Here is a 21,043-nt window from a genome sequence, read left to right as displayed (position 1 = left end):
CGGGGCATTTTGTGGGAACGGCGTAAGCCGCGAAACTGGCGATTCTTCCGGCGGTAATGACACAGCGCCATCCCCTGCGAATGCCGGCGTATCCTGGCATCAGGCATCTGTAGCTTCGCGGCTAACGCCGCTCCCACAAGGCTACAAGGGGGCGGTTGGATTCGGCTCAGCCCAGCAGCACCAATCCATCCTGCACCCGCACCGGCACAGCGCGCAGCGCATCGCCCTTGCACGGCCCCGCCACGCAGGTGCCGCCCTCAAGCTCGAACGAGGCCCCGTGCACCGCGCATACCAGATGCCCTTCGCGGCTCTTCAGGAACTGGCCCGGCGCCCAATCCAGCGCACGCCCGGCATGTGGACAGACGTTCAACCACGCCCGCACCTGATCCCCATCGCGATACAGCACCAGCGTTTCGGCGTCGCCCTCCATCACCGCCACCACCGAATGAAAACCTTGGTCAGGCACTGCGGCCAAGGGGCAAAGTTCGATTCCGGAAGCGATGGCGCTGGACATTGGAACACCAATACGAGAAAGCGAGCCATTGTCGCATGGGCGGCCAAGGCCGAGACAAAGCTGACTCATGGCCTTGTCGATGTCCCTATTCAGATACAAATTAACGACAACTTCACGCAATTGCCCCCCTCGCCCCTGATACTCCACGGCAGACTCAACGTCATACGACCTTCATGAATATCCGTTACGTCCAATTCGCCAAACTGCGCAACCTGTTTGAACCGCGCAAACCACGCAACCCCTTGGTGCGCATCGCCTTGGGCCTGCTCGGTATTGCGATACTCGCAGTGCTGGTGGTCGGCGGCGTGTTCATTGGCGCAGCGATGATCCTGGGCGGCATCGCCTGGAAGCTGCTGGCATCGCGCAAGGCCCGCGCGGTGCGCAAGGCCGACCCGACCGTGGTCGATGCCGAGTACCGCGTCGTGCGCAAAGCCGCGCTGCCGCACGCCCGCTGAGCCATCCGTAAGGACAGAAGCACCCTCATGTAGTGCCGAGCCATGCTCGGCAGAGGCTTTCCCCGTATAGCCCGTAGTGCCGAGCCATGCTCGGCAGAGGCTTTCCCCGTATAGCCCTGAGCCCAGCTCGGCAGCAGCCTCACCGGTGCGCGCCCAGCTTGTGGGAGCGGCGTAAGCCGCGAAGCCGGCCCAGCTGAACTACCGGGTTGCCTGCAATCTGACCGGCTATCTGCTTCGCGGCTTACGCCGCTCCTACAAAAGCTCGACCGGCCACACCCAAACGCGGCCAGCCAGCGCTCCACACAAGCACGCTCCGTCCGCTAGACTTTTGCGTCGTTTCACCTGGACGCAAACATGACCGATCTGATCCCCGCACTGCCCCAGCCCCGCATCCCGGTCGCCGGTGGCGGCACGTTCCCGGTGCACCGCATTTACTGCGTAGGCCGCAATTTTGCCGACCATGCCCGCGAAATGGGCGCTGCCGTGCCCGCAGCGACCGAACGCGGCCAGCCGATGTTCTTCATGAAGCCGGCCGACGCCATTGTGGTCGGCGATGCACCGGTGCCGTATCCCAGCGCCACCGCCGACCTGCACCACGAAGTGGAGCTGGTAGTCGCCCTGGGCAAGGACGCGCCTGCCGGCGTGCTCGCCACCGACCAAGCGATGGCACTGGTGCTGGCTTATGGCGTCGGCCTGGACCTCACCCGACGTGACCTGCAGGCGGCCGCCAAGGCCAAGGGCGGCCCCTGGGATATCGCCAAGGGCTTTGACCACTCCGCGCCGGTCAGCACGCTGGTACTGGCCTCGGAAGTCCCCGACCTTGCATCACTGGAGCTGTCGCTGGAGATCAATGGCCAGCTGCGGCAGAAGTCCACCCTGGACCAGATGATCTGGAACGTCGCCGATATTCTGCACGAGCTCTCCAAGCTGTATGCCCTGCGCGCTGGCGACCTGATTTTCATGGGCACCCCTGCCGGCGTGGCCGCGCTGCAGCCGGGCGACCGCTTCAGCGCCCGCTTGGGAAAAATCGCAGAACGCGCCGGCTTGATCGCCTGATGACATCCACTGGAGTAGGCTGCGCCAGCTCCCTTTCATGCACAGCTAGGACAAACACATGGGAATGATCAGCGAATTCAAGGAATTTGCGATGCGCGGCAACGTCATCGACCTGGCGGTCGGTGTCGTCATCGGCGGCGCGTTCGGCAAAATCGTCACCTCCCTGGTAGACAAGGTGATCATGCCGCCGATCGGCATGCTGATCGGCAACGTGGATTTCTCCAGCCTTGCCTGGACCTTGGCACCGGCCAAGATCGGCGCCGATGGCAAGGAAATCCCGGCCGTGGTGCTGGGCTACGGCGATTTCATCAATACCTTGATCCAGTTCATCATCGTCGCCTTCGCGATCTTCATGTTGGTCAAGGTAGTCAACCGCCTGTCACGCAAGAAGGAAGAGGCACCCGCTGCACCGGCCGAGCCGAGCGAAGAAGTGCTGTTGCTGCGGCAGATCCGCGACAGCCTCAACAAGCAGTAAGCGCTCACGCCTTGGCTGCTCATCAACGGCCGGGCCTTTGCCCGGCCGTTGACGTTTGGGCCGTCTAGAACGATACCGTCATCGAGGCCTGCGGGCTGACATAGCTGGCACTGTTGCGCCCGCCAGGCAGCGAGGCCTGCACGCCGACCAGGAACCCGATATGGTCGCTGAGGTTGTATTCCAACGCCGGTGCGACGCTGAAGCTGCGGCTCGCCCCGTCATGGCGTTCGACGTGCCCGCGCTGCCCGTCGGGATCCAGCGCGGTGCCATCGAGCACAGCACCTGATTGGCGGCTTGCGCTCAGGTCCATGGCGAGCGCCCAGTTCGCATTGATGCTGTATTCCAGTCCCAAGGCCGCGCTGAGCGCAGCGCCCGGGCTCAGATGCCCGCGAAAACTGCGGTCGGTACCATGGACGCTGCGGCCATGGACCGAAACATCCCGCGGTGACGGGCTCCAACGCGCCTGCCAACGCCAGCGCAGTGGCCGGCCATTCGGCAGCCAGTGATAGTTCTGCCCCAGCAACGACACGTGACTGCGCCAGGCGCCCTCGCCCTGGCCGTTGAGCAGGTTTTCTCCCAGCCCGTCAAAGCGCCCGGTAGGCAGGGACTGGCCAAGCATCACCGCAATGGCCGGCTTGCGGGTCAGTGCATCACCTTCGTGCAGCAGATACCGCAGGCGCACCGCACTGTCTGCCAGTCGGAAGCCATCACTATGCTGCCTGCCCTGCGTGGTCCTGGCACTGTCCAGCACCAGTTCACTGGCCAGGCGGTCGGTAAGGCCGGCGCTCAGCAGTACGCTCAACAACGAAGTATCAACCGAATTGTCCAACGCATGCCGATCACCATTGCCGTCATAGCGGCCGGTGGTATGCGTCTGGATCCAATAGGGCTGGGCATAGAAACTTCCCTGCGGCAGGGTCGACGGCGAAGGCGTCAACAGCGGTCCGGTGAAGCGCACATCCTCCAGCGAATGTGCCTGTGCCCCTGCAGCGGGTGCCAACATCACCATCAACAGCGTCCCTGCAGCCCTGTTTCCCAATGTCATCAAAACGTCCTGGTTCATCCACCCCATCGGTGGAAAACTCAGGCTCGCCCGCGAGCGACATGAGGAACACAGGAAAACTCCTGTTTACGTCGTAGCGATTTTCACCGCACTTATGCTCTAGCCGACGCGGAAAAGCAGCGCCATGAGGAAATCACCTGCATCAATTCAGCATTTCCCCCATACCAACTGGCACATTCCCCGAACGCGACTCACTGTTACTCTGATACCTCAATCCACCGTGGAACCGAACATGCGCCGCCGTGCTCTTGCTCTTGCCATCGTGCTGCTCTGCACTTCCGCTACAGCTGCCGCCGCTCCTACCCATATTTCCGACCAAGCGCTGGCCAAGGCTGCCGAACTGCGCGCGCAGGCGCTGGCCGACAATACCGGCTGGCAGGTAGTCGAATCGCTGACCACCGAGGTGGGCCCGCGCATGGCCGGCAGCGAGGCCGATGCACGCGCGGTGGAATGGGCCAAGGCCAAGTTCAAGGCACTGGGCTTCGACAAGGTATGGACCGAGCCGGTGACGTTCCCGAAGTGGGAGCGCCGCAGTGAGCACGCTTCAGTCGTCGGCAGCCACCCGCAGCCGCTGACCATTACCGCGCTGGGCGGCAGCCCGGCCGGCACCGTCGAGGCCGAAGTCGTGCGCTTCGAGGGCCTGGACGCACTGAAGGCGGCACCGGAAGGTTCACTGGCCGGCAAGATCGCCTATGTCGACTTCACCATGACCCGCAAGCGCGATGGCGCCGACTACGGCATTGGCGGAACGGTACGCAGCCGCGGCCCGTCCGAGGCGATCCGCAAGGGCGCGATTGGCTACATCATGCGTTCGGCCGGTACCGACTCGCACCGCATGCCGCATACCGGCATCACCCGTTTTGACGAAGGCCTGACGCCGGTGCCGGCAGCGGCCCTGTCCGGGCCGGATGCCGACCAGCTCAACCGTCTGGTCGCGCGAGGCCCAACCCGCATCCGCATCTCGCTCGATTGCGGTTGGGATGGCAGCTATACCTCGCAGAACGTGATCGGCGAAATCACCGGCCGCAGCCTGCCCAAGGAAGTGGTGGTGATCGGTGGTCATCTCGATTCCTGGGATCTGGGCACCGGCGCCATCGATGACGGCGCTGGCGTGGGCATCACCATGGCAGCCGGCCACCTGATCGGCCAGCTCAAGCAGGCGCCCAAGCGCACCATCCGGGTCATCGCCTTCGCCAATGAAGAGCAGGGCCTGCATGGCGGCAAGGCCTATGCCGCTGCGCGCGTGGCTGCCGGCGAAATCGTGCAGCAGCACATTGCTGCTGAAAGTGATTTTGGTGCCGGTCGCATCTATGCCTTCAACACCGGTTCGGGCAATCCAGCTGAATCACGCGAAGCGACCCGCCAGATTGGCGAGGCGCTGGCACCGCTGGGCATCGAGTACCGCGCCAACGAAGGCGGCCCCGGCCCCGACGTAGGCCCGCTGGCTGCCAAGGGCGGTGCCTGGGCATGGCTGGCGCAGGACGGAACCGACTATTTCGATCTGCACCACACGCCGGACGACACCCTGGACAAGATCGACCCGAAGGCGCTGGCGCAGAACGTAGCCGCCTACACGGTATTCGCCTACCTGGCTGCGGAGTCGGACGGCAGCTTCGGCAGCGAAGCCAAGGATGTGGTGCCGCCGCGGGAGTGATTCCCCCGCAGGTGGCAACAAAGGCGCCGCAAGGCGCCTTTGTTGATTTTGATTCCTGTAGTGCCGAGCCATGCTCGGCAGGGGCCTCACCGGTAAGGCCTCTGCCGAGCATGGCTAGGCACTACAACAGCTCAGCCCTCAATACGCCCACCACTGCTCGCATCAAAGAAATGCAACGCAGCCGGCGTAACTTCCACCGATATCTCCTGCCCGACCTGCGGCAGCTGCTGTGGTGCAACCCGCATGATCAGCGCCTGCTGGCCGTAGCGCAGGTTGACGAAGATCTCGTTGCCTACCGGCTCCAGGCCTTCGATACGCGCATTGAACGCCGAAGCCCCGGTGCCGGGCTGCAGATGCTCAGGGCGCACGCCAACCACCAGCGGCTTGCCAAACCATTCCGCAGCCAGCGATACAGCACCCAGCACCACGTCGGCAGCTCCATCCTGACCCGGCTCATCCAGCTGCAACACAGCCATACCGTCCGCACCACGGCGTAATTGGCCGCGCAGCATGTTCATCGCTGGGCTGCCAAGGAAGCCTGCGACAAACAGATTGACCGGCTTCTCGTACAGCGCCATCGGCGTGTCTATCTGCTGGATCACACCTTCGTTGAGCACCACGATGCGCTGCCCCAACGTCATCGCCTCGACCTGATCGTGGGTGACGTAGATCATCGTCGTACCCAGCTTGCGATGCAGCTGGGCGATCTCGGTGCGCACCGAGTGACGCAGTTTTGCATCCAGGTTGGACAGCGGCTCATCCAGCAGGAATACCTCCGGCTCACGCACCAGCGCCCTGCCCAGTGCCACGCGCTGGCGCTGGCCACCGGACATGGCGCGCGGCAACTTGTCCAGCATCGCCGTCAACCCCAAGGCCTCGGCTGCGGCCTGCACGCGGCGCTGCACTTCCGCCTTGTCATGGCCACGCAGCTTCAAACCAAAGCCCAGGTTCTCGGCCACGGTCATGTGCGGATAAAGCGCGTAGTTCTGGAACACCATGGCAATGTCCCGGTCCTTCGGCGCGACGTCGTTGACCACGCGCTCGCCGATCCACAGCTTGCCGGCGCTGATCTCCTCCAGCCCCGCCACCATTCGCAGCAGTGTGGACTTGCCGCAACCCGAAGGGCCCACCAGCACCATCAACTCGCCATCGGCGATATCGAAACTGGCCCCGGCAACGGCGACCTGCCCGTTGTCATACACCTTGCGCACACTGTCGAATTGAACCTTGGCCATCACCACCTCGTTGCGAGTCGAAACCTGGAGCAGCGGAACACTTGCGTTACAACAAGAGAACAGTTTCCTGCAATCGTATACATCCGAAACATTGTGCACGGTAAGCATATTCATATGGCACCATCGCTACTGCCCTTACATGGCACCTGCGCTGCGCTGCACGGACCTGTTTCCGCCCTCGCGACATGCTGCATTGCACAAGCCCAGGTTGCCCCACGCCCGCCCCCTCGCGCCGAAGGACGCGGGCGTCCCAATCGCGGCGCAGGCCTTGAAGACGAACAATTGACAACGATGTCATCAGCACCCGAAACTCGCGCAATGCACGACACCCTTTTCCTGTTCGGTGCCACAGGCGACCTGGCCCAGCGTTATTTGTTCCCGTCCCTGCTGCGCCTGCTCGGCGACGGTCTACTTCCCGAAGATTTCCGCGTCCGTGCGCTGGCCCTGTCGCCGCATGACACCGAAAAATTCCGCGACATCCTGCGCCCGCGCCTGGAAGCAGCAATGCCCCATGCCAGCCAGGAGGACATCGGCAACCTGCTCAGCCGCATCGACTACCGCTCGGTGGACCTGCGCAATGCCGAGTCGGTGGCCGAGTCGGTCAAGGATCTGGTGCACCGCACCTGCGTCAGCTACCTGGCGATTCCGCCGGGCCTGTACATCTCCACCTGCGAAGGCCTGGCCCTGGGCGGCGCATTGGCCGCGCCACACCGGCTGATGCTGGAAAAGCCGATCGGCTCGGACAGCGACAGCGCCGAGGAAATCCTGCAGTCGATCGGCAAGCTGATCGACGAAGACCGGGTGTTCCGTCTGGACCACTACCTGGGCAAGGCCGCCGTACAGAACCTGATGGCGCTGCGCTTCGGCAACACCCTGCTTGAAGCGGTGTGGAACCGTAACTACATCGCTTCGGTACACATCCTGGTCGCTGAAAGCGATGGCGTGGATGGCCGTGACTCCTATTACTCGCGCTCCGGCGCACTGCGCGACATGGTGCAGAGCCATATCCTGCAGCTGCTGTGCCTGGTGGCGATGGAACCACCGGCATCGCTGGAAGCGGACCGCATCCGCGACGAGAAGGTCAAGGTGCTGCGCGCCCTGCGCCCGCTCGACGCCAAGCACGCGGCCAAGGACAGCGTGCGCGGCCGCTATACCGCTGGCAGCATCAATGGCCAGCCGGCGCAGGCCTACCAGCCGCCGGAAGGCAGCGAAGCGGAAACCTTTGTCGGCGTCACCGCGCATATCGACAACTGGCGCTGGGCTGGCGTGCCGTTCCATCTGGTCACCGGCAAGCGCCTGCCGGAGCGCACCACCCGCATCGAGGTCAACCTCAAGCCGGTGACGCATTGGTTGTTCGAACGCCCGGACCGCAAGAGCGCCACGCCCAATCGCCTGACCTTCCAGTTGCAGCCGCAGGAGAACATCCAGCTCGGCCTGATGAGCTCCCTGGCCGGCCCGGAATGGGGCGCGCTGGAACTGCAGCCGCTGGAACTGGAACTGTCCGTACCCACCGGCCTGCATCGCCGCATCGCCTACGAACGCCTGTTCCTGGATGCCTTCAACGGCAACCACGCGCTGTTCGTGCGCGATGACGAAGTGCGCGCCGCCTGGGCCTGGATCGACAGCATCAGCGATGCCTGGAAGGCCGCCGACCTGCCGATGGAACCCTACCCGGCCGGTGGCTGGGGCCCGCAGCTGGCGCAGGACTTCCTGCCCGAATCCATCGCTGCCGATGCCGGTCCGGAGCAGGGGCTGTGAGCCCCAGCGCGGAGCTGGTACTGGTAGCGGATATTGGTGGCACCAACGCACGCTTCGCGCTGGCCGACTGCTCCACCAGCAGCCCGTTGGATCAAACCAGCATCGATGAATACCCGGTGGCGCAGTTCGCATCACTGGCCGATGCGGCCGCGCACTACCTGCAGCAGCGCGGCGCCAGTGCCGGCAGCGGCGTATTCGCGGTAGCCGGCCGGGTCGACGGCGACGAGGCGCGCATCACCAATCATCCGTGGGTGATCTCGCGCTCGCGCACCGCCGAACAACTCGGCTTCGAGCAGCTCTACCTGATCAACGATTTCGTTGCCCAGGCCATGTCGATCGCCTTGCTTGGCGTTGACGATGTGGTGCAGGTTGGCGGCGCCGGCTGGCAGCCTGCAGCCGCAGGCGAGCCGCGTAACTATTGCGTGCTCGGGCCGGGCACCGGTCTGGGCGTCGGCGGGCTGGTGGTACGCGATGGCCGCAACTACCCGCTGGCCACCGAAGGCGGCCACGCCGGTTTTGCCCCCAATTCGCCCGAGCAGATCCGCATCCTGGAAATCCTCTCGGCGCAGTTCGGCCGCGTTTCCAATGAGCGCCTGGTCTGCGGACCCGGTCTGGTCAATATCCATCGCGCCATCTGCGAGATCGCCGGTACCGATCCGGGCCTGCTGCAACCGGCCGAGGTCAGCGCCCGCGCCGCCGAAGGTGATGTGCTGGCAAGCCGTGCGGTCGAGGTTTTTCTTGAGATCTTCGGCGCCGTGGCCGGCGACGCGGTACTGGTGCAGGGCGCCTGGGACGGCGTATTCCTCACCGGCGGGCTGGTCCCGCGCCTGCTGCAGCAGCTGCAGCATTCCGGCTTCCGCCAGCGCTTTGAAAGCAAGGGCCGGTTTGCCGCGACCATGTCGCAGATCCCTTCAATGGCCATCACCCATCCCTGCCCCGGCCTGCTCGGTGCCGCCGCCTATGCGGTCGACATGCAGCGCGCCAACTCTGGAGTCACCGCATGAACGCCGCTGTTTCCGACCGCATCACCCTTGTCCGGCATGCCGACGAAGAGGCCTGGACCGAAGGTGTCGCCAAGGAAATGGCAGCGCTGTTGAGTGCGGAAATCGCACAGCGCGGACGCGCCCGCATGCTGCTGTCCGGCGGCACCACGCCGGCACCGATCTACGAACTGCTGTCTGACCAGGGCCTGGAGTGGGCGCGGGTGGAAGTCGGCCTGGCCGACGAGCGCTGGCTGTCGCCGCAGGACAAGGACAGCAACGCCTGGCTGGTACGCGACAGTTTCCTGCGCCATGCCGAAGGTGCGCATTTCGATCCGCTGGTGCGGGTTGGCCTGCCGATCGCCGAGTGCGTGCATACCGCCAACCTGCTTGCCACCCATTCGCAGCCGGCCTGTCTGGTGGTGCTGGGCATGGGCAATGACGGCCATACCGCTTCGTTGTTCCCGGGCTCGGCCGATCTGCCGCAGGCACTGCAGAGCAAACACCCATACGCCGCGCTGGACGCCACCGGCTGCCCGGTCGCCAAGAACTGGCCGCTGCGCATCACCCTGACCCCCCATGGTCTGGCCCTGGCTGGCCAGCGCCTGCTGCTGCTGCGCGGCAACCAGAAGCTGGAGGTGCTCAACGCCGCAATTGCTTCCGGCGACGTGCTTACCTACCCGATCCTTGCTGCGATCAATGCGCCCGGCAATCCGCTGCGCGTGCATTGGTGCCCTTGAACCGGCCATTGGAAAAGGCAACAGACCACCCCGCGCAGCTGCCCGTCACCTGCAGGCCAATCCACCTTTGATGCACCCAACCGACGCCTGCAAGAAACCCGTTCTGCCGCCCCCACCTCCTTTCCAGCCATAAAGCCATGCATCCGAAAATCCACGCCATCACCGAACGCATCCGCCAGCGCAGCGCCCCGTCGCGCGCGGCCTACCTGGCGGGTATCGATGCCGCATTGCGCGAAGGCCCGTTCCGCACGCGCCTGAGCTGCGGCAACCTGGCCCACGCCTTTGCTGCTTGTGGCCCGACCGACAAGGACCGCCTGCGCGGCGACGTGACGCCCAACCTGGGCATCATCACCTCGTACAACGACATGCTCTCGGCCCACCAGCCGTTCGAGCACTACCCGGAACTGATCCGCAATGCCGCGCGCGAGCTGGGCGCCACCGCCCAGGTTGCAGGTGCGGTACCGGCCATGTGCGATGGCGTCACCCAGGGCCGTGGCGGCATGGAGCTGTCGCTGTTCTCGCGCGACATCATTGCCCAGGCCACCGCGATCGGCCTCAGCCATGACATGTTCGATGCCACCATCTATCTGGGCGTCTGCGACAAGATCGTGCCGGGCCTTCTGATCGGCGCGTTGGCCTTTGGCCACCTGCCAGCGGTATTCGTGCCGGCCGGGCCGATGACCCCGGGCATCCCGAACAAGAAGAAGGCCGAGGTCCGCGAGCGTTACGCCGCTGGCGAAGCCACCCGCGAGGAACTGCTGGAAGCCGAGTCCGCCTCGTATCACGGCGCCGGCACCTGCACCTTCTACGGCACCGCCAATTCCAACCAGGTATTGCTGGAAGCGATGGGCGTGCAGCTGCCCGGCGCCTCCTTCGTCAACCCGGAGCTGCCGCTGCGCGATGCATTGACCCGCGCCGCCACCGCACGCGCACTGGAAATCAGCGCCCTGGGAAGCGATTTCCGCCCGCTCGGCCATCTGATCGACGAACGCGCCATCGTCAATGCCGTGGTTGCCTTGATGGCCACCGGCGGCTCCACCAACCACACCATCCACTGGATCGCGGTGGCACGTGCTGCTGGCGTCGTGCTGACCTGGGACGACATGGATGAGCTGTCGCAGATCGTGCCGCTGCTGGCGCGCGTCTATCCCAATGGCGAAGCCGACGTGAACCGGTTTGCCGCAGCCGGCGGCCCCGGTTTCGTGTTCCGCGAACTGATGGACGCCGGCCTGATGCACGCCGATGCCACCACTATTGTCGAGGGCGGCATGCGCGCCTTTGCGCAGGAGCCGCGCCTTACCGACGGCAAGGTCAGCTATGTGCCAGCCGCTGCGGTCAGCGGCGATGAAGAAGTGGTACGCCCAGCCGCCAACCCGTTCGAGGCCCAGGGTGGCCTGCGCCTGCTGCGCGGCAATATCGGCCGCTCGCTGATCAAGCTGTCGGCAGTGAAGCCGCAATACCGCACCATCGAAGCGCCAGCGGTGGTGGTCGATGCGCCGCAGATCCTCAACAAACTGCATGCCGCCGGTGCATTGCCGCAGGACTTCATTGCGGTGGTGCGTTACCAGGGCCCGCGTTCCAATGGCATGCCGGAACTGCACTCGTTGGCGCCACTGCTGGGCCTGCTGCAGAACCAGGGCCGACGCGTTGCCTTGGTCACCGATGGCCGCCTGTCCGGCGCCTCCGGCAAGATCCCGGCCGCCATCCACGTCACCCCGGAAGCGGCACGCGGCGGCCCCATCGCACGCATCCGCGAAGGCGACATCATCCGCCTGGACGGCGAAGCCGGAACGCTGGAAGTACTGGTTGACGCTGCCGAATGGGCGAGCCGTGGCATTGCCGCCAACACCGCACCGGCCGGCTCGGACATGGGCCGCAACCTGTTCGCGATGAACCGCCGCATCGTTGGGCCCGCCGACCAGGGCGCCATATCGATCTCCTGCGGTCCTGCACGCCCGGACGGCAGCCTGTGGGAATACGACGCCGAGTACGAACTTGGCCACGACCATGCCGCAGCCGCCGCACCGCACGAAGCCAAGGACGCCTGAGGCGCCTGCACCGGCAATAGATCATTGATGAGGACACTATGAGCATTACCCAATACCAGGACCGCGCTGAGCAGCTGTTGACTGCCGCCGGCATCCTGCCGGTAGTTACCGTGCACACCCTGGACCAGGCGCGCGCCGTGAGCGCAGCGCTGCTGGAAGGTGGCTTGCCAGCGATTGAACTGACCCTGCGCACGCCGGTGGCGATGGAAGCCTTGGCCATGCTCAAGCGCGAGCTGCCGGATGTGGTGGTGGGTGCGGGCACCGTGCTGACCGTCGAGCAGATGCAGCGCTCGATCGATGCCGGCGCCGACTTCATCGTCACCCCGGGCACACCCGCGCATATGGCCGTTGCGCTGGCCGCCGCGCCGTTGCCGGTGGTTCCCGGTGCGGCTTCGCCGACCGAATTGTTGGAACTGGTGGCGCGCGGCTTCCGTATCTGCAAGCTGTTCCCGGCCACTGCCGTTGGCGGGCTGGCGATGATCAAGGGCGTTGCCGGTCCCATCCCGGAACTCAAGCTCTGCCCCACCGGCGGCATCACCGAAGCCACCGCAGGCGACTACCTGGCGCAGAAGAACGTGGTCTGCATTGGTGGCTCGTGGATGGTGCAGGACAGCTGGATCCGCAACGGTCAGTGGGACGAAGTAAAGAAGTCCGCTGCCGCCGCAGCAGCCATCGTCAAGCAGGCCCGCGCCGGCTGACGTACCGCGCCTTTTTATGGGAGCGGCGTAAGCCGCGAAGCCGACGCCAATAGAACCACCTACATCCACTTCCCAAGGTTTCGACCAGGAGGTGGGTGCTGGTTTATGCAAGGCCTGCATGCACCACCAGCTTCGCGGCTCACGCCGCTCCCACAAATTTAGCGACCGTTGTAGGAGCGGCGTAAGCCGCGAAGCCAACAGCGACAAAACCACCTGCCTCTGTCGAGCACGGCCTTGCCTTGCCGCGGCTGCAGCACCATCAGCTTCGCGGCTTACGCCGCTCCTACACGCATTCCCGGGCAATGCCCCTGCCGAGCATGGCTCGGCACTACAGCTTTGCTTCCAGCCATTGGCAACAAGCCAACGGTAGGCTGGTGGTTTGGTTTTTTCAGATCCGACGGAAGTTCTTCCTCTCCCTCTCGTCGACTGGCCTGCGCCTCGGTATTCGAGGCGCAGTTTTTATGACTCAGCGCTTGCCGCGCTCACTGCGGCGCAGGTCCGCAGGAATCTCGATCTCGACCTTGGCCGGCAGGCTGCCGATATGCAGCTCATTGCCCAGCCATTGCGCCGGCTCGCCATTGATCGTCGCGTCTCCCGGCGTGCCTTCATAAGGCCATTGCAGCAACAGCCCCGCCGCCGGCAAACGCAGCCCTTCGGACACCTGCAGGGTGAGCTGCTTGTCACTGCGCTGCAGCGAATAGCTCAAGCTGCCGTGCGAAGTATTCAGATCCTCGATGGCGATGCCCTTGCCGGTCAGCCAGGCACTGGGCACACCTGCGGCCAGTACGATCGGCCCATCTACATCGCGCTCGTAGGCGAACATGTCCAACGCCGAGCGGACGAAATCCGACGCCACCCACGCATGCGGCAGGTCACCGACAAAGAACGGCTGACGCGGCGTTGAAGAAACCACTTCAGCCCACTGGTTCCACGCCGGCGGCGCGCGGTCCTTGAAGAAGAACTCGGTCGCCTCCCAGGCCCGTGCGCGCCAACCCAGGCGCACGAAGGCACTGACGTTGCGCCATTCGTACGGCGTGTAGTCCTTCCACTGGCGCTTGCCGTCACGGCGCTCGACGAAGTTCTGCCAATAACGTTCGAACGTATTGTCCAAGGCCGGTTGCGGCAACCTGCCCTGCTCGCCGCCCGGCGCCAAAGCGATGGTGGTCGAGGTGGCATCGAAGTCGCCCAACTCCACTGAGCCGGGCAGATAGTCGATCTTATGCGCAGCCATTGCCGCGTGCAGTGATTCGTCCAGATCCTGACGGAACTGATCGCGCGATGCAGCCATGGTTGCCGCTTCCGCTTCCAGCCCCAACGCAGCCGCCATGTCGGCCGCGTCCTTGTAACCCCGCAGCGCCCAGAAATTGTCCCAGTACGAATGCACTGGTTTGGCCGAATAGCCTTCATGGCTGATCGAGGCCGGCATCATGCCGTAGAAGCCGGCATTGCGCGCCCGGTTCTCCTCGGTGCGCTCGCTCAGCCGCAGGTGTTCCATATAGCTCCAGGCCTTCTGCACATGTGGCCACATCTGCTGCAGGAACGCGGTATCGCCGGTATGCCGCCAGTATTCGGCGATGGTGTAGATCAACTCGCCGTGGCTGTCGTTCTCCGGTACCGGGTCGCTGCCACGCGCATCCACGCAGCACGGCACCATGCCGCTTTCAAACTGATACGGCGCATACCAGTCCACGTACTGGCGCACCGCATCGGCGCGCCCCATCCGCAGCAGCCCTTCAGAAATCATCGCGCCATCGCGGATCCAGCTGCGCGCATAGGAACGCGTGCCCGGCTGCAGGCTCGGCCCCACCCGCGAAATCAACATATGCGCCAACGCCGTGCGCAGCGTATTGGCCAAGGGCTGGCCCGCTTCCGGCAGGCGCAGCTTGAGCTGGTCCAGCTTCTGTCGCCACATCGCGGCGACCTGTTGCTGTGCCTTGTCGGCATCGAATTTGGCCGGCATCTGCCAGTTGCCGGTCTGCGGCAGCACCAGCACCACCTCGCGGCGCTGGCCCGGTTCCAGTTTCCAGTTGTAGACCAGCGCACCGGAGGCAAGACCGGTGGCGTCGCGAACTTCCTTCGTGCCCGGCAAGGTCTTGTCGGCCAGGTGGGTGACATCCAGCTTGCTGTCGAAACTGCTGGCGAACACGGCATCGGCCGGCGCCGTTGCATACACGCGCGGCTGGCCGTTGACGCTGACCTGCGCCGGCTGCATCGCCAGGTTGTCGATGCGGCTGACGCCACCGACGGTGTTGAGGAACTGGCTGGGCGGGTTGACCTGGAACGGCCGTACCGCCAGCGCCAGGCGGTACTCATGCGCAACCTTGTCGGTATTGCGCAGCTCGTAGCGTGCAACCAGCTGCGCCTGCTCCGGCCGGCCCTGCACAAAGCCGCCGACATTCAAGGCGAAGCGTTCGTGCTGCCAGCCCACCGTCGGCATCGGCAGATAGCCGTCGAGCAGCACCTGCGTGGTCTTCACCTCGGCCCAGCCAATCACCTTGCCGTCGAGCACGACGAACGGCTCGATGCTGAAACCGGCCTTGGCCGCTTCCAGCGCGCCGTCCTCGCTGATCAAGGCCTGTTCGCGGCCGCCATCCAGGCCCAGGATCGTCCAGTAGGGTTGCTCGCCGCTGAAGCCACGCGGCAGGGCGCCACGCGGCAGATCGGCGGCGACTGAGCGGACGAAATCATTCGGCGTGGTCGCGAACGACAACGGCTTGAGGCTGATATCGCGGATGCCGTAGCGCCAGTTGGGGCCGTCAACCAGATCAAAGCGCAGGTAGCGTGCTTCGGTCTCGGGCAACGCCAGCCAATCCTTGCCGCCCGAACCGCTGCTCACTTCACGCAGGGTTTTCCAGTCGCGGCCATCGGTGGACGAACGCACCACGTAGCGCGACGCTTCCAGCCCCGGCGCCCACTGCACCACCGCACCGCCGAACTCACGCACCTTGCCCAGGTCCAGGCTCACGGTCTGCTGCTTGACGCCGCCACTGATCCACAAGGTATCCGCCCTGCCGTCGGCAATCCGCTGCTGCAGGGCGGTCGCGGTATCGGCAATCACCGTGGTGGTCAGCGCCGAGTTGTCTTCCTTGGGCAGTGGCTGCAGGTTCAACTGATCGAAGCACACCGTGCCGCGGCCACCTACCTTGCTGTAGATGGTGAACTCCACCGCCGCGCTGCGGCGCAGGGTCTTGTCCTGGCCCGGTCCCCAGGCCTTTTCGATATGCCGCTTGCGGTACGTGATGCGGGTCCAGTTCTTCGGGAAGTTGAAACCTGGGCGGTTGACCCACCAGACATTGTCGCCGCTGGCATCAACCAGCTTGAACTGCAGATCATTGGCCGGCGAATCGCCGCGCAGGTCGAAGGACAACTGGTAGTTTTCCGGCCAGGTCACATCCAATGGCCGGCGGATACCGACATAGCCGGAGACTTCGTGGAAGTCGTAGTCCAGGCACAGCGCACGGCCATTGTTGCCGGCAACCGGACGCAGCGAACCGCTGACCTGCGGCGAGGTGATCAGCTGCCAGGCGGCGATATCGTCAAACTTGGCCAGCACGGCTGCGTTGGCCGGCTGCACCCAGGCCAGCAGCAAGAACAACAGGCCGATCACAGTACGCATTTTCATCACCAGAATCCTGATTCATCGCCGGCAGCAACTGCCGGATTTTCGCAAAGATCACCGCCATTCGCGGCGGTATGTTACGTATGGAAAGACAGCATCGCCGCCACCTTTCGTTTGCTGCGGCCTCAGCCCTTGACGCTGCCCAGCAGCAGACCCTGGATGTAGTAGCGCTGCAGCACCAGGAACAGCAACAGCACCGGCAATACCGTGACAACCGCACCGGCCATCATCATTTCCACGTCCATGATGTGCTCGCGCGACAGGCTGGCCAGTGCCACCGGCAAGGTGTAGTGCTCCTGGTCGGTCAATACGATCAACGGCCACATGAAATCGTTCCATGCGCCCATGAAGGTGAAGATCGCCAAGGTCACCAGCACCGGCTTGAGCATCGGCAGCACGATCTGGAAGAAGATGCGCGCCTCGCTGGCGCCATCGATGCGCGCCGCTTCCAGCAGCTCATCGGGAATCGAGCGCGCGTACTGGCGCACCAGGAAGATGCCGAATACGCTGGCCAAGGCGGGAATCACCACGCCACCGAAGGTGTTGACCAGGCCCATCTGTTTCATCAGCAGGAACAGTGGCAGCATCGCCACCTGCGCCGGAATCACCAGTGCCGCCAGCAGCATCTGGAACAGGCGCTCACGGCCGGCAAAACGCAGCTTGGCAAAAGCGTAGCCGGCCAGGGTATTGAACAGCAGCGAGCCCAAGGTGATCGCAACCGATACCAGCAAGCTGTTGACGAAGTTGTTGCCCATGCCGGTTCGCGCGAACAAGGCTTGGTAGTTGGCCAGCGTGGTATGCGCAGGCAACAGTGGCGGCGGAAACTGCGATGCCTGCCCGCTGGGCATGAACGACACCGACAACATCCACGCCAACGGTGCCAGGCTGACCAGCGCCAGCAGCAACAGCCCGCCGTTCACCCACCACGCATGCCAACGCGATTGGCCGATTTCCCGACTGCCAGCAACGCCACTCATACCAGCTCCCTGCGCTTGCCGAAGCGCAACATCAACGTGGTCACCGCCAGGATGATCAGGAATAGCAGGAAGGCCACGGCCGAGGCGCGACCCAGGTTCCACCACTTGAAGCCTTCCTCGAACATGAAATACAGCACGCTCACCGTGCTCTGCAGCGGATCGCCACGGGTCATCACATAGGGCTCGGCAAACAGCTGGAAATAGCCCGACACGGTAATCACGCCGACCACCAGCAGCACCGGCCCCAGCATCGGCAAGGTGATATGCAGGAACTGCTGCCAACGCGAGGCGCCATCAATCCGCGCTGCCTCGTACAGGTCCTTGGGAATGGCCTGCAGCCCGGCCAGGAAGATCACCATGTTGTAGCCGAAGTTCTTCCACACCGCGAAACCAATGATGGTTGGCATCGCCCAGTTCGGGTCACCCAGCCAATCGATGGGATTGATGCCGATCTGGCCCAACCCCCAGTTCACCATGCCGTAGCGGGTATGGAAAAGGTAACGCCAGATCACCGCCACAGCCACCAGCGTGGTTACCACCGGTGCAAACAGCGCGGTGCGGAACAGCGCCTTGAAACGCGCCGCCGGCGCATTGAGCAACAGCGCTGCACCCAGCGAAACCGCGATCGACAAGGGCACACCGGCCACCACGAAGTACGCGGTATTGCCCAGCGACTTCCAGAACATCGGCGTCTGCAGCAGGTCGATGTAATTGCCCAGGCCGTTGAAGCGCAGATTGTGCGGGTCGGCCAGCGCGTAGAGATCGAAGTCGGTCAGGCTCAAGGCCAGCGCCGACAACACCGGCAGGCCGAAGAACACGCCGATCACGATCAGCGCCGGTGCGGCAAAGATCCAGCCAGCCAGCGATCCGCGCTTCATGGCGCTGCCTTCGTTGCGGCGGCCGCCTGCTGTTCGACGATCCAGCGGCGCTTGGCGAGGATGTCATCCACCTGTTGATCCAGCTGTTCTACTGCCCTGTCCTGCGGCAAACCACCGCGCACCACCTGTTCGGTCACCACCCGCATCTGCTGGGCAATACGCTCCCACTCCAGCACTTTGGGCGTGGGTTTGACGCGTTCGAGCTGGTCGGCGAAGGCGGCAGTCAAAGGATCATTCTGCAATTCCGGCGAGCGCCACGCACTGCGACGCGGCGGCAGGTCGCCAATGATCTTGTAGAAGCGCTGTTGGATCTCAGGCCGCGACAGGAACTCGATCAGCTTCCAGGCCGCTTCCTTCTTCTGCGAGGAACGGAACACCACCAGGCTGGTGCCGCCGGCAATGCCTGCGCCGGGACCATCGGGACCGGGCAGCGGCGTTGTGCCCCACTCGCCTTCCAGCCCGGGTGGCTGGCGCTGGCGGAACTCGCGGATATTCCACGGCCCGGACAGATAGAAGGCGGTGAAGCCACGGAAGAACTCGTCCCAGACATTGGAGATCTGGGTTTCGGACATCTTCGGCGCCCAGCCCTGCTCGAACATGTTGTCGTAGAAGGCCAGCGTGCGCCGGAAACCGGGGCTGCGGAAATTGCCACGGGTATCGCCGTCGCGCAGCAAGGTATCTTCCTGCTGCAGGGCAAACGAGAGTTGTGGTTCGAACTCGTTCAAGGGCATCAGCACCGGGTAGCCGCGTGTGCCCATGATCTTCTTCAGCGCCGCGTTCATCTGCTCCCATTCGGCCCAGGTGCGCGGCGGCTGCGCGTAGCCGGCCTTGCGCAGCAGATCCTTGCGATAGAACAGCAGGCGCGTATCCACGTACCAGGGAATGCCAACCAGCTCACCGTCGACGACATTGGTATCCCAGATGCCGGCAAAGTAATCGCGTTGATCGATACCGGTGGATGCATCCACCAGTGGCTGCAGCGGGGTCAGCGCCTGCAGGGTGGCGAATTCCGCGATCCAGGTATTGCCGAGCTGGCAGACATCCGGCAAGCCATCGGCAGCATAGGCGGTCAGCAGTTTTTCATGCGCGGCGGTCCATGGAATGTTCTGCACGTCGACATGGATGCCGGGGTTTTCGGCCTCGAACTCGCGCACCAGTTCGCCGACCACTTCGGCCTCGCGGCCCATCGCCCAGAACCGCAGGGTGGTGCCCTGCTCCGGCTTGCTGCAGCCTGCGAGCAGCAACAACAGCACTGCCAGCGCGCGGATCATTGGCCGCGCTTCACTGTTTCTTTGCCGCTGGCGGGGCCGACGGCTGGCTGGCCGCCTTTTGCTCGGCCGCCGCCGCAGCGCGCGACTCGGCAATGCCCGATGCCCGCGCCGATGCCGCCTGCTCGTCTTTCTGCAGTGGCTGGAAGCTGTCTTCCGGGGCAAGCCAGCCACCGGTGAACCCAGCCCGCTCCAGGCCCTTGCGGATGTAGGGGTTCTTTTTCATCACCTCCCACACGAATTCATCGCGGTAGTTGGCGATGCCGGCCAGGATCGGGCCTTGGTCGATGGCGATGTAATCGCTGGCAACCCAGCCGCGATCGGGGATCAAACGCCCGGTCTTGAGCGGAATGTCGTAGCCGAAGCTGGGATTGAACGAGTCCAGGAAGCCGTAGCTCGAATACAGGTAATCGCCGTAGCGCTTGTGCATCTCCACCGTGGCCGGGATCACCACTTCCGGTGCGAACGGCAATGAAGAGATCGCCGCCGAGGGCACGATGGTGCCGTCGTCGAAGTTCTCGCGCAGGCCCGCGCCACGTGCCGAATAGTGACGGAACTGACGCTGCTCGCCCTTGTATTCCTGGGTGGTGTTCTGCGGCCCGTCGCCGGCAGTCAGGCCCCAGACGTTGGCGCTGTAGTCCTTCCACTGCATCGGGTTTTCAATCGCGTATTCGCGTTGGGCAAGCGTGGCGCGGCGGCTGTTGAGGAAGTAATCGATGCCGCGCTCGCGCATGTACGGGTCCTGGATATCGCGGAAGTCGATCCAGACATGGCTGTATTGATGGCCGAACAACGGCCCAAACGACAGATACTCCTGGCCTTGGTAAACGCCCCAGTCGTTGTCGTAGGTGCGCGACCACACCGTCCACGCGTCGGGCTCGACCGGATGCGTCGGCGAACCCAGCGCCAGCACGTACAGCATCATCGCCTCGTTGTAGCCCATCCAGTCGTGCTGGATGAAGCCGCTTTCCGGGAACCAGCCCATCGAGACCAGCGGCTTGTTGCGTTGCAGCCACTGCCAATCCACGCGCTTGTAGAGAGTGTCGGCAATCTGCCGGATTTCCTTCTCGCGCGGATTGTCCTGGTCGTAGTACGACTGTGCGAACAGCACGCCCATCAGCAACAGTGCGGTATCCACGCTGGACAGTTCCACCCAGCTGTCATAGCGGCGGCCCTGCTGCATGTCCAGGAAGTGGTAGTAGAAACCCTTGTAACCGGCCTTGCCGGTACGCTGCGGCCCGCTGGGCAGGTCACGGAAGAACTTCAGCGTGACCAGGGTGCGTTCCACCGCCTGGTTGCGGCTGACCCAGCCGTTCTCGATGCCGATCGGATAGGAGGTCAGCGCGAAGCCGACCGAGGCGATGCTGGCAAACGGCCGTGACGGGTAGCGGTCGGGGGTGAGCCCGTTCTGTTCGTTGGTGGTGTCCCAGAAGAACTGGAACGTGCGCCGCTCGATGTCGTCGAACAGCGGCGGCAGATCCGGTTTCATCGGCCGTGGCGGCAGGTCCGCCTCGATCAGGATCACCTGCGGCAATACCTTGGGCATCGGAGGCTCCGGCGCCTTGCCACAGCCCCCCAACAACGCCAGCCCGATACCGGCGAGAACACAGGCCAACAACTGCGGG

Annotated in this window: 17 protein-coding genes; 9 read left to right on the top strand and 8 right to left on the bottom strand. The window is 64.2% G+C overall.

Going from position 1 to position 21,043, the window contains the following annotated elements; all coding sequences use genetic code 11:
* Window positions 1-166 precede the first annotated feature (166 nt).
* Window positions 167-514, bottom strand: coding sequence for a Rieske (2Fe-2S) protein (locus ABE493_RS06325; RefSeq protein WP_346498094.1), 348 nt, complete (start codon window positions 512-514; stop codon window positions 167-169).
* 173 nt (window positions 515-687) lie between these two features.
* Between ABE493_RS06325 and ABE493_RS06320 the strand changes: the two genes are divergently transcribed.
* The 3 genes from ABE493_RS06320 to mscL all read left to right on the top strand — a co-directional run bounded on the left by ABE493_RS06320 (window position 688) and on the right by mscL (window position 2,500).
* Window positions 688-969, top strand: coding sequence for a hypothetical protein (locus tag ABE493_RS06320; RefSeq protein WP_346498093.1), 282 nt, complete (start codon window positions 688-690; stop codon window positions 967-969).
* Between the two features lie 354 nt (window positions 970-1,323).
* The gene (locus ABE493_RS06315; RefSeq protein ID WP_346498092.1) at window positions 1,324-2,025 is read left to right on the top strand and encodes a fumarylacetoacetate hydrolase family protein; all 702 of its coding nucleotides are present in this window, start codon (window positions 1,324-1,326) and stop codon (window positions 2,023-2,025) included.
* Between the two features lie 58 nt (window positions 2,026-2,083).
* Window positions 2,084-2,500: a large-conductance mechanosensitive channel protein MscL gene (mscL, locus tag ABE493_RS06310; RefSeq protein WP_346498091.1), complete on the top strand. Its 417-nt coding sequence runs from the start codon at window positions 2,084-2,086 to the stop codon at window positions 2,498-2,500.
* 64 nt (window positions 2,501-2,564) lie between these two features.
* Here the strand turns inward: mscL and ABE493_RS06305 are convergent, their stop codons facing one another.
* The gene (locus ABE493_RS06305; RefSeq protein WP_346498090.1) at window positions 2,565-3,545 is read right to left on the bottom strand and encodes a hypothetical protein; all 981 of its coding nucleotides are present in this window, start codon (window positions 3,543-3,545) and stop codon (window positions 2,565-2,567) included.
* A 250-nt stretch (window positions 3,546-3,795) separates the two neighbouring features.
* Here ABE493_RS06305 and ABE493_RS06300 point away from each other — a divergent pair, with 250 nt between their 5' ends.
* Window positions 3,796-5,217 (top strand): M28 family peptidase, encoded by a 1,422-nt coding sequence (locus ABE493_RS06300; protein WP_346498089.1) that lies wholly within the window; start codon window positions 3,796-3,798, stop codon window positions 5,215-5,217.
* Window positions 5,218-5,348: 131 nt separating this feature from the next.
* Here ABE493_RS06300 and ABE493_RS06295 read toward each other — a convergent pair whose 3' ends face one another.
* Entirely contained in the window at window positions 5,349-6,452 is a 1,104-nt protein-coding gene (locus ABE493_RS06295) for an ABC transporter ATP-binding protein (RefSeq protein WP_346498088.1), read from the bottom strand.
* A 318-nt stretch (window positions 6,453-6,770) separates the two neighbouring features.
* On the opposite strand from ABE493_RS06295, the gene zwf reads away from it, so the two are divergent.
* From zwf to eda, 5 genes are all read left to right on the top strand, one after another.
* Window positions 6,771-8,210, top strand: coding sequence for a glucose-6-phosphate dehydrogenase (zwf, locus tag ABE493_RS06290; RefSeq protein WP_346498087.1), 1,440 nt, complete (start codon window positions 6,771-6,773; stop codon window positions 8,208-8,210).
* Complete coding sequence (gene glk, locus ABE493_RS06285) at window positions 8,207-9,214, top strand: glucokinase (RefSeq protein WP_346498086.1); 1,008 nt, start codon at window positions 8,207-8,209, stop codon at window positions 9,212-9,214. Before zwf ends, glk begins: the two co-directional genes overlap by 4 nt.
* Complete coding sequence (gene pgl, locus ABE493_RS06280) at window positions 9,211-9,930, top strand: 6-phosphogluconolactonase (protein WP_346498085.1); 720 nt, start codon at window positions 9,211-9,213, stop codon at window positions 9,928-9,930. The genes glk and pgl overlap by 4 nt, the downstream gene beginning before the upstream one ends.
* Before the next feature lie 137 nt (window positions 9,931-10,067).
* The gene (gene edd, locus ABE493_RS06275) at window positions 10,068-11,978 is read left to right on the top strand and encodes a phosphogluconate dehydratase (RefSeq protein WP_346498084.1); all 1,911 of its coding nucleotides are present in this window, start codon (window positions 10,068-10,070) and stop codon (window positions 11,976-11,978) included.
* Window positions 11,979-12,016: 38 nt separating this feature from the next.
* A complete protein-coding gene (gene eda / locus ABE493_RS06270) occupies window positions 12,017-12,676 on the top strand; it encodes a bifunctional 4-hydroxy-2-oxoglutarate aldolase/2-dehydro-3-deoxy-phosphogluconate aldolase (protein ID WP_346498083.1) in 660 nt (219 codons plus the stop codon).
* A 466-nt stretch (window positions 12,677-13,142) separates the two neighbouring features.
* Here eda and ABE493_RS06265 read toward each other — a convergent pair whose 3' ends face one another.
* The 5 genes from ABE493_RS06265 to ABE493_RS06245 all read right to left on the bottom strand — a co-directional run bounded on the left by ABE493_RS06265 (window position 13,143) and on the right by ABE493_RS06245 (window position 21,006).
* Complete coding sequence (locus ABE493_RS06265) at window positions 13,143-16,292, bottom strand: discoidin domain-containing protein (protein WP_346498115.1); 3,150 nt, start codon at window positions 16,290-16,292, stop codon at window positions 13,143-13,145.
* 128 nt (window positions 16,293-16,420) lie between these two features.
* A complete protein-coding gene (locus ABE493_RS06260; RefSeq protein WP_346498082.1) occupies window positions 16,421-17,272 on the bottom strand; it encodes a carbohydrate ABC transporter permease in 852 nt (283 codons plus the stop codon).
* The gene (locus ABE493_RS06255) at window positions 17,269-18,150 is read right to left on the bottom strand and encodes a carbohydrate ABC transporter permease (RefSeq protein WP_057626068.1); all 882 of its coding nucleotides are present in this window, start codon (window positions 18,148-18,150) and stop codon (window positions 17,269-17,271) included. The genes ABE493_RS06260 and ABE493_RS06255 overlap by 4 nt, the downstream gene beginning before the upstream one ends.
* On the bottom strand, window positions 18,147-19,421 hold the full coding sequence (locus ABE493_RS06250; RefSeq protein WP_346498081.1) for a sugar ABC transporter substrate-binding protein: 1,275 nt from the start codon (window positions 19,419-19,421) through the stop codon (window positions 18,147-18,149). The genes ABE493_RS06255 and ABE493_RS06250 overlap by 4 nt, the downstream gene beginning before the upstream one ends.
* 10 nt (window positions 19,422-19,431) lie before the next feature.
* Entirely contained in the window at window positions 19,432-21,006 is a 1,575-nt protein-coding gene (locus ABE493_RS06245; protein WP_430980724.1) for a glucoamylase family protein, read from the bottom strand.
* Window positions 21,007-21,043 lie beyond the last annotated feature (37 nt).

Origin of the sequence: Stenotrophomonas terrae (assembly GCF_039674165.1) — a bacterium.
In the GTDB taxonomy this organism is placed as follows: domain Bacteria; phylum Pseudomonadota; class Gammaproteobacteria; order Xanthomonadales; family Xanthomonadaceae; genus Stenotrophomonas; species Stenotrophomonas terrae_A.
The sequence above is the reverse complement of the archived record's forward strand: the minus strand, read 5'-3'. Positions and strand labels throughout refer to the sequence as shown.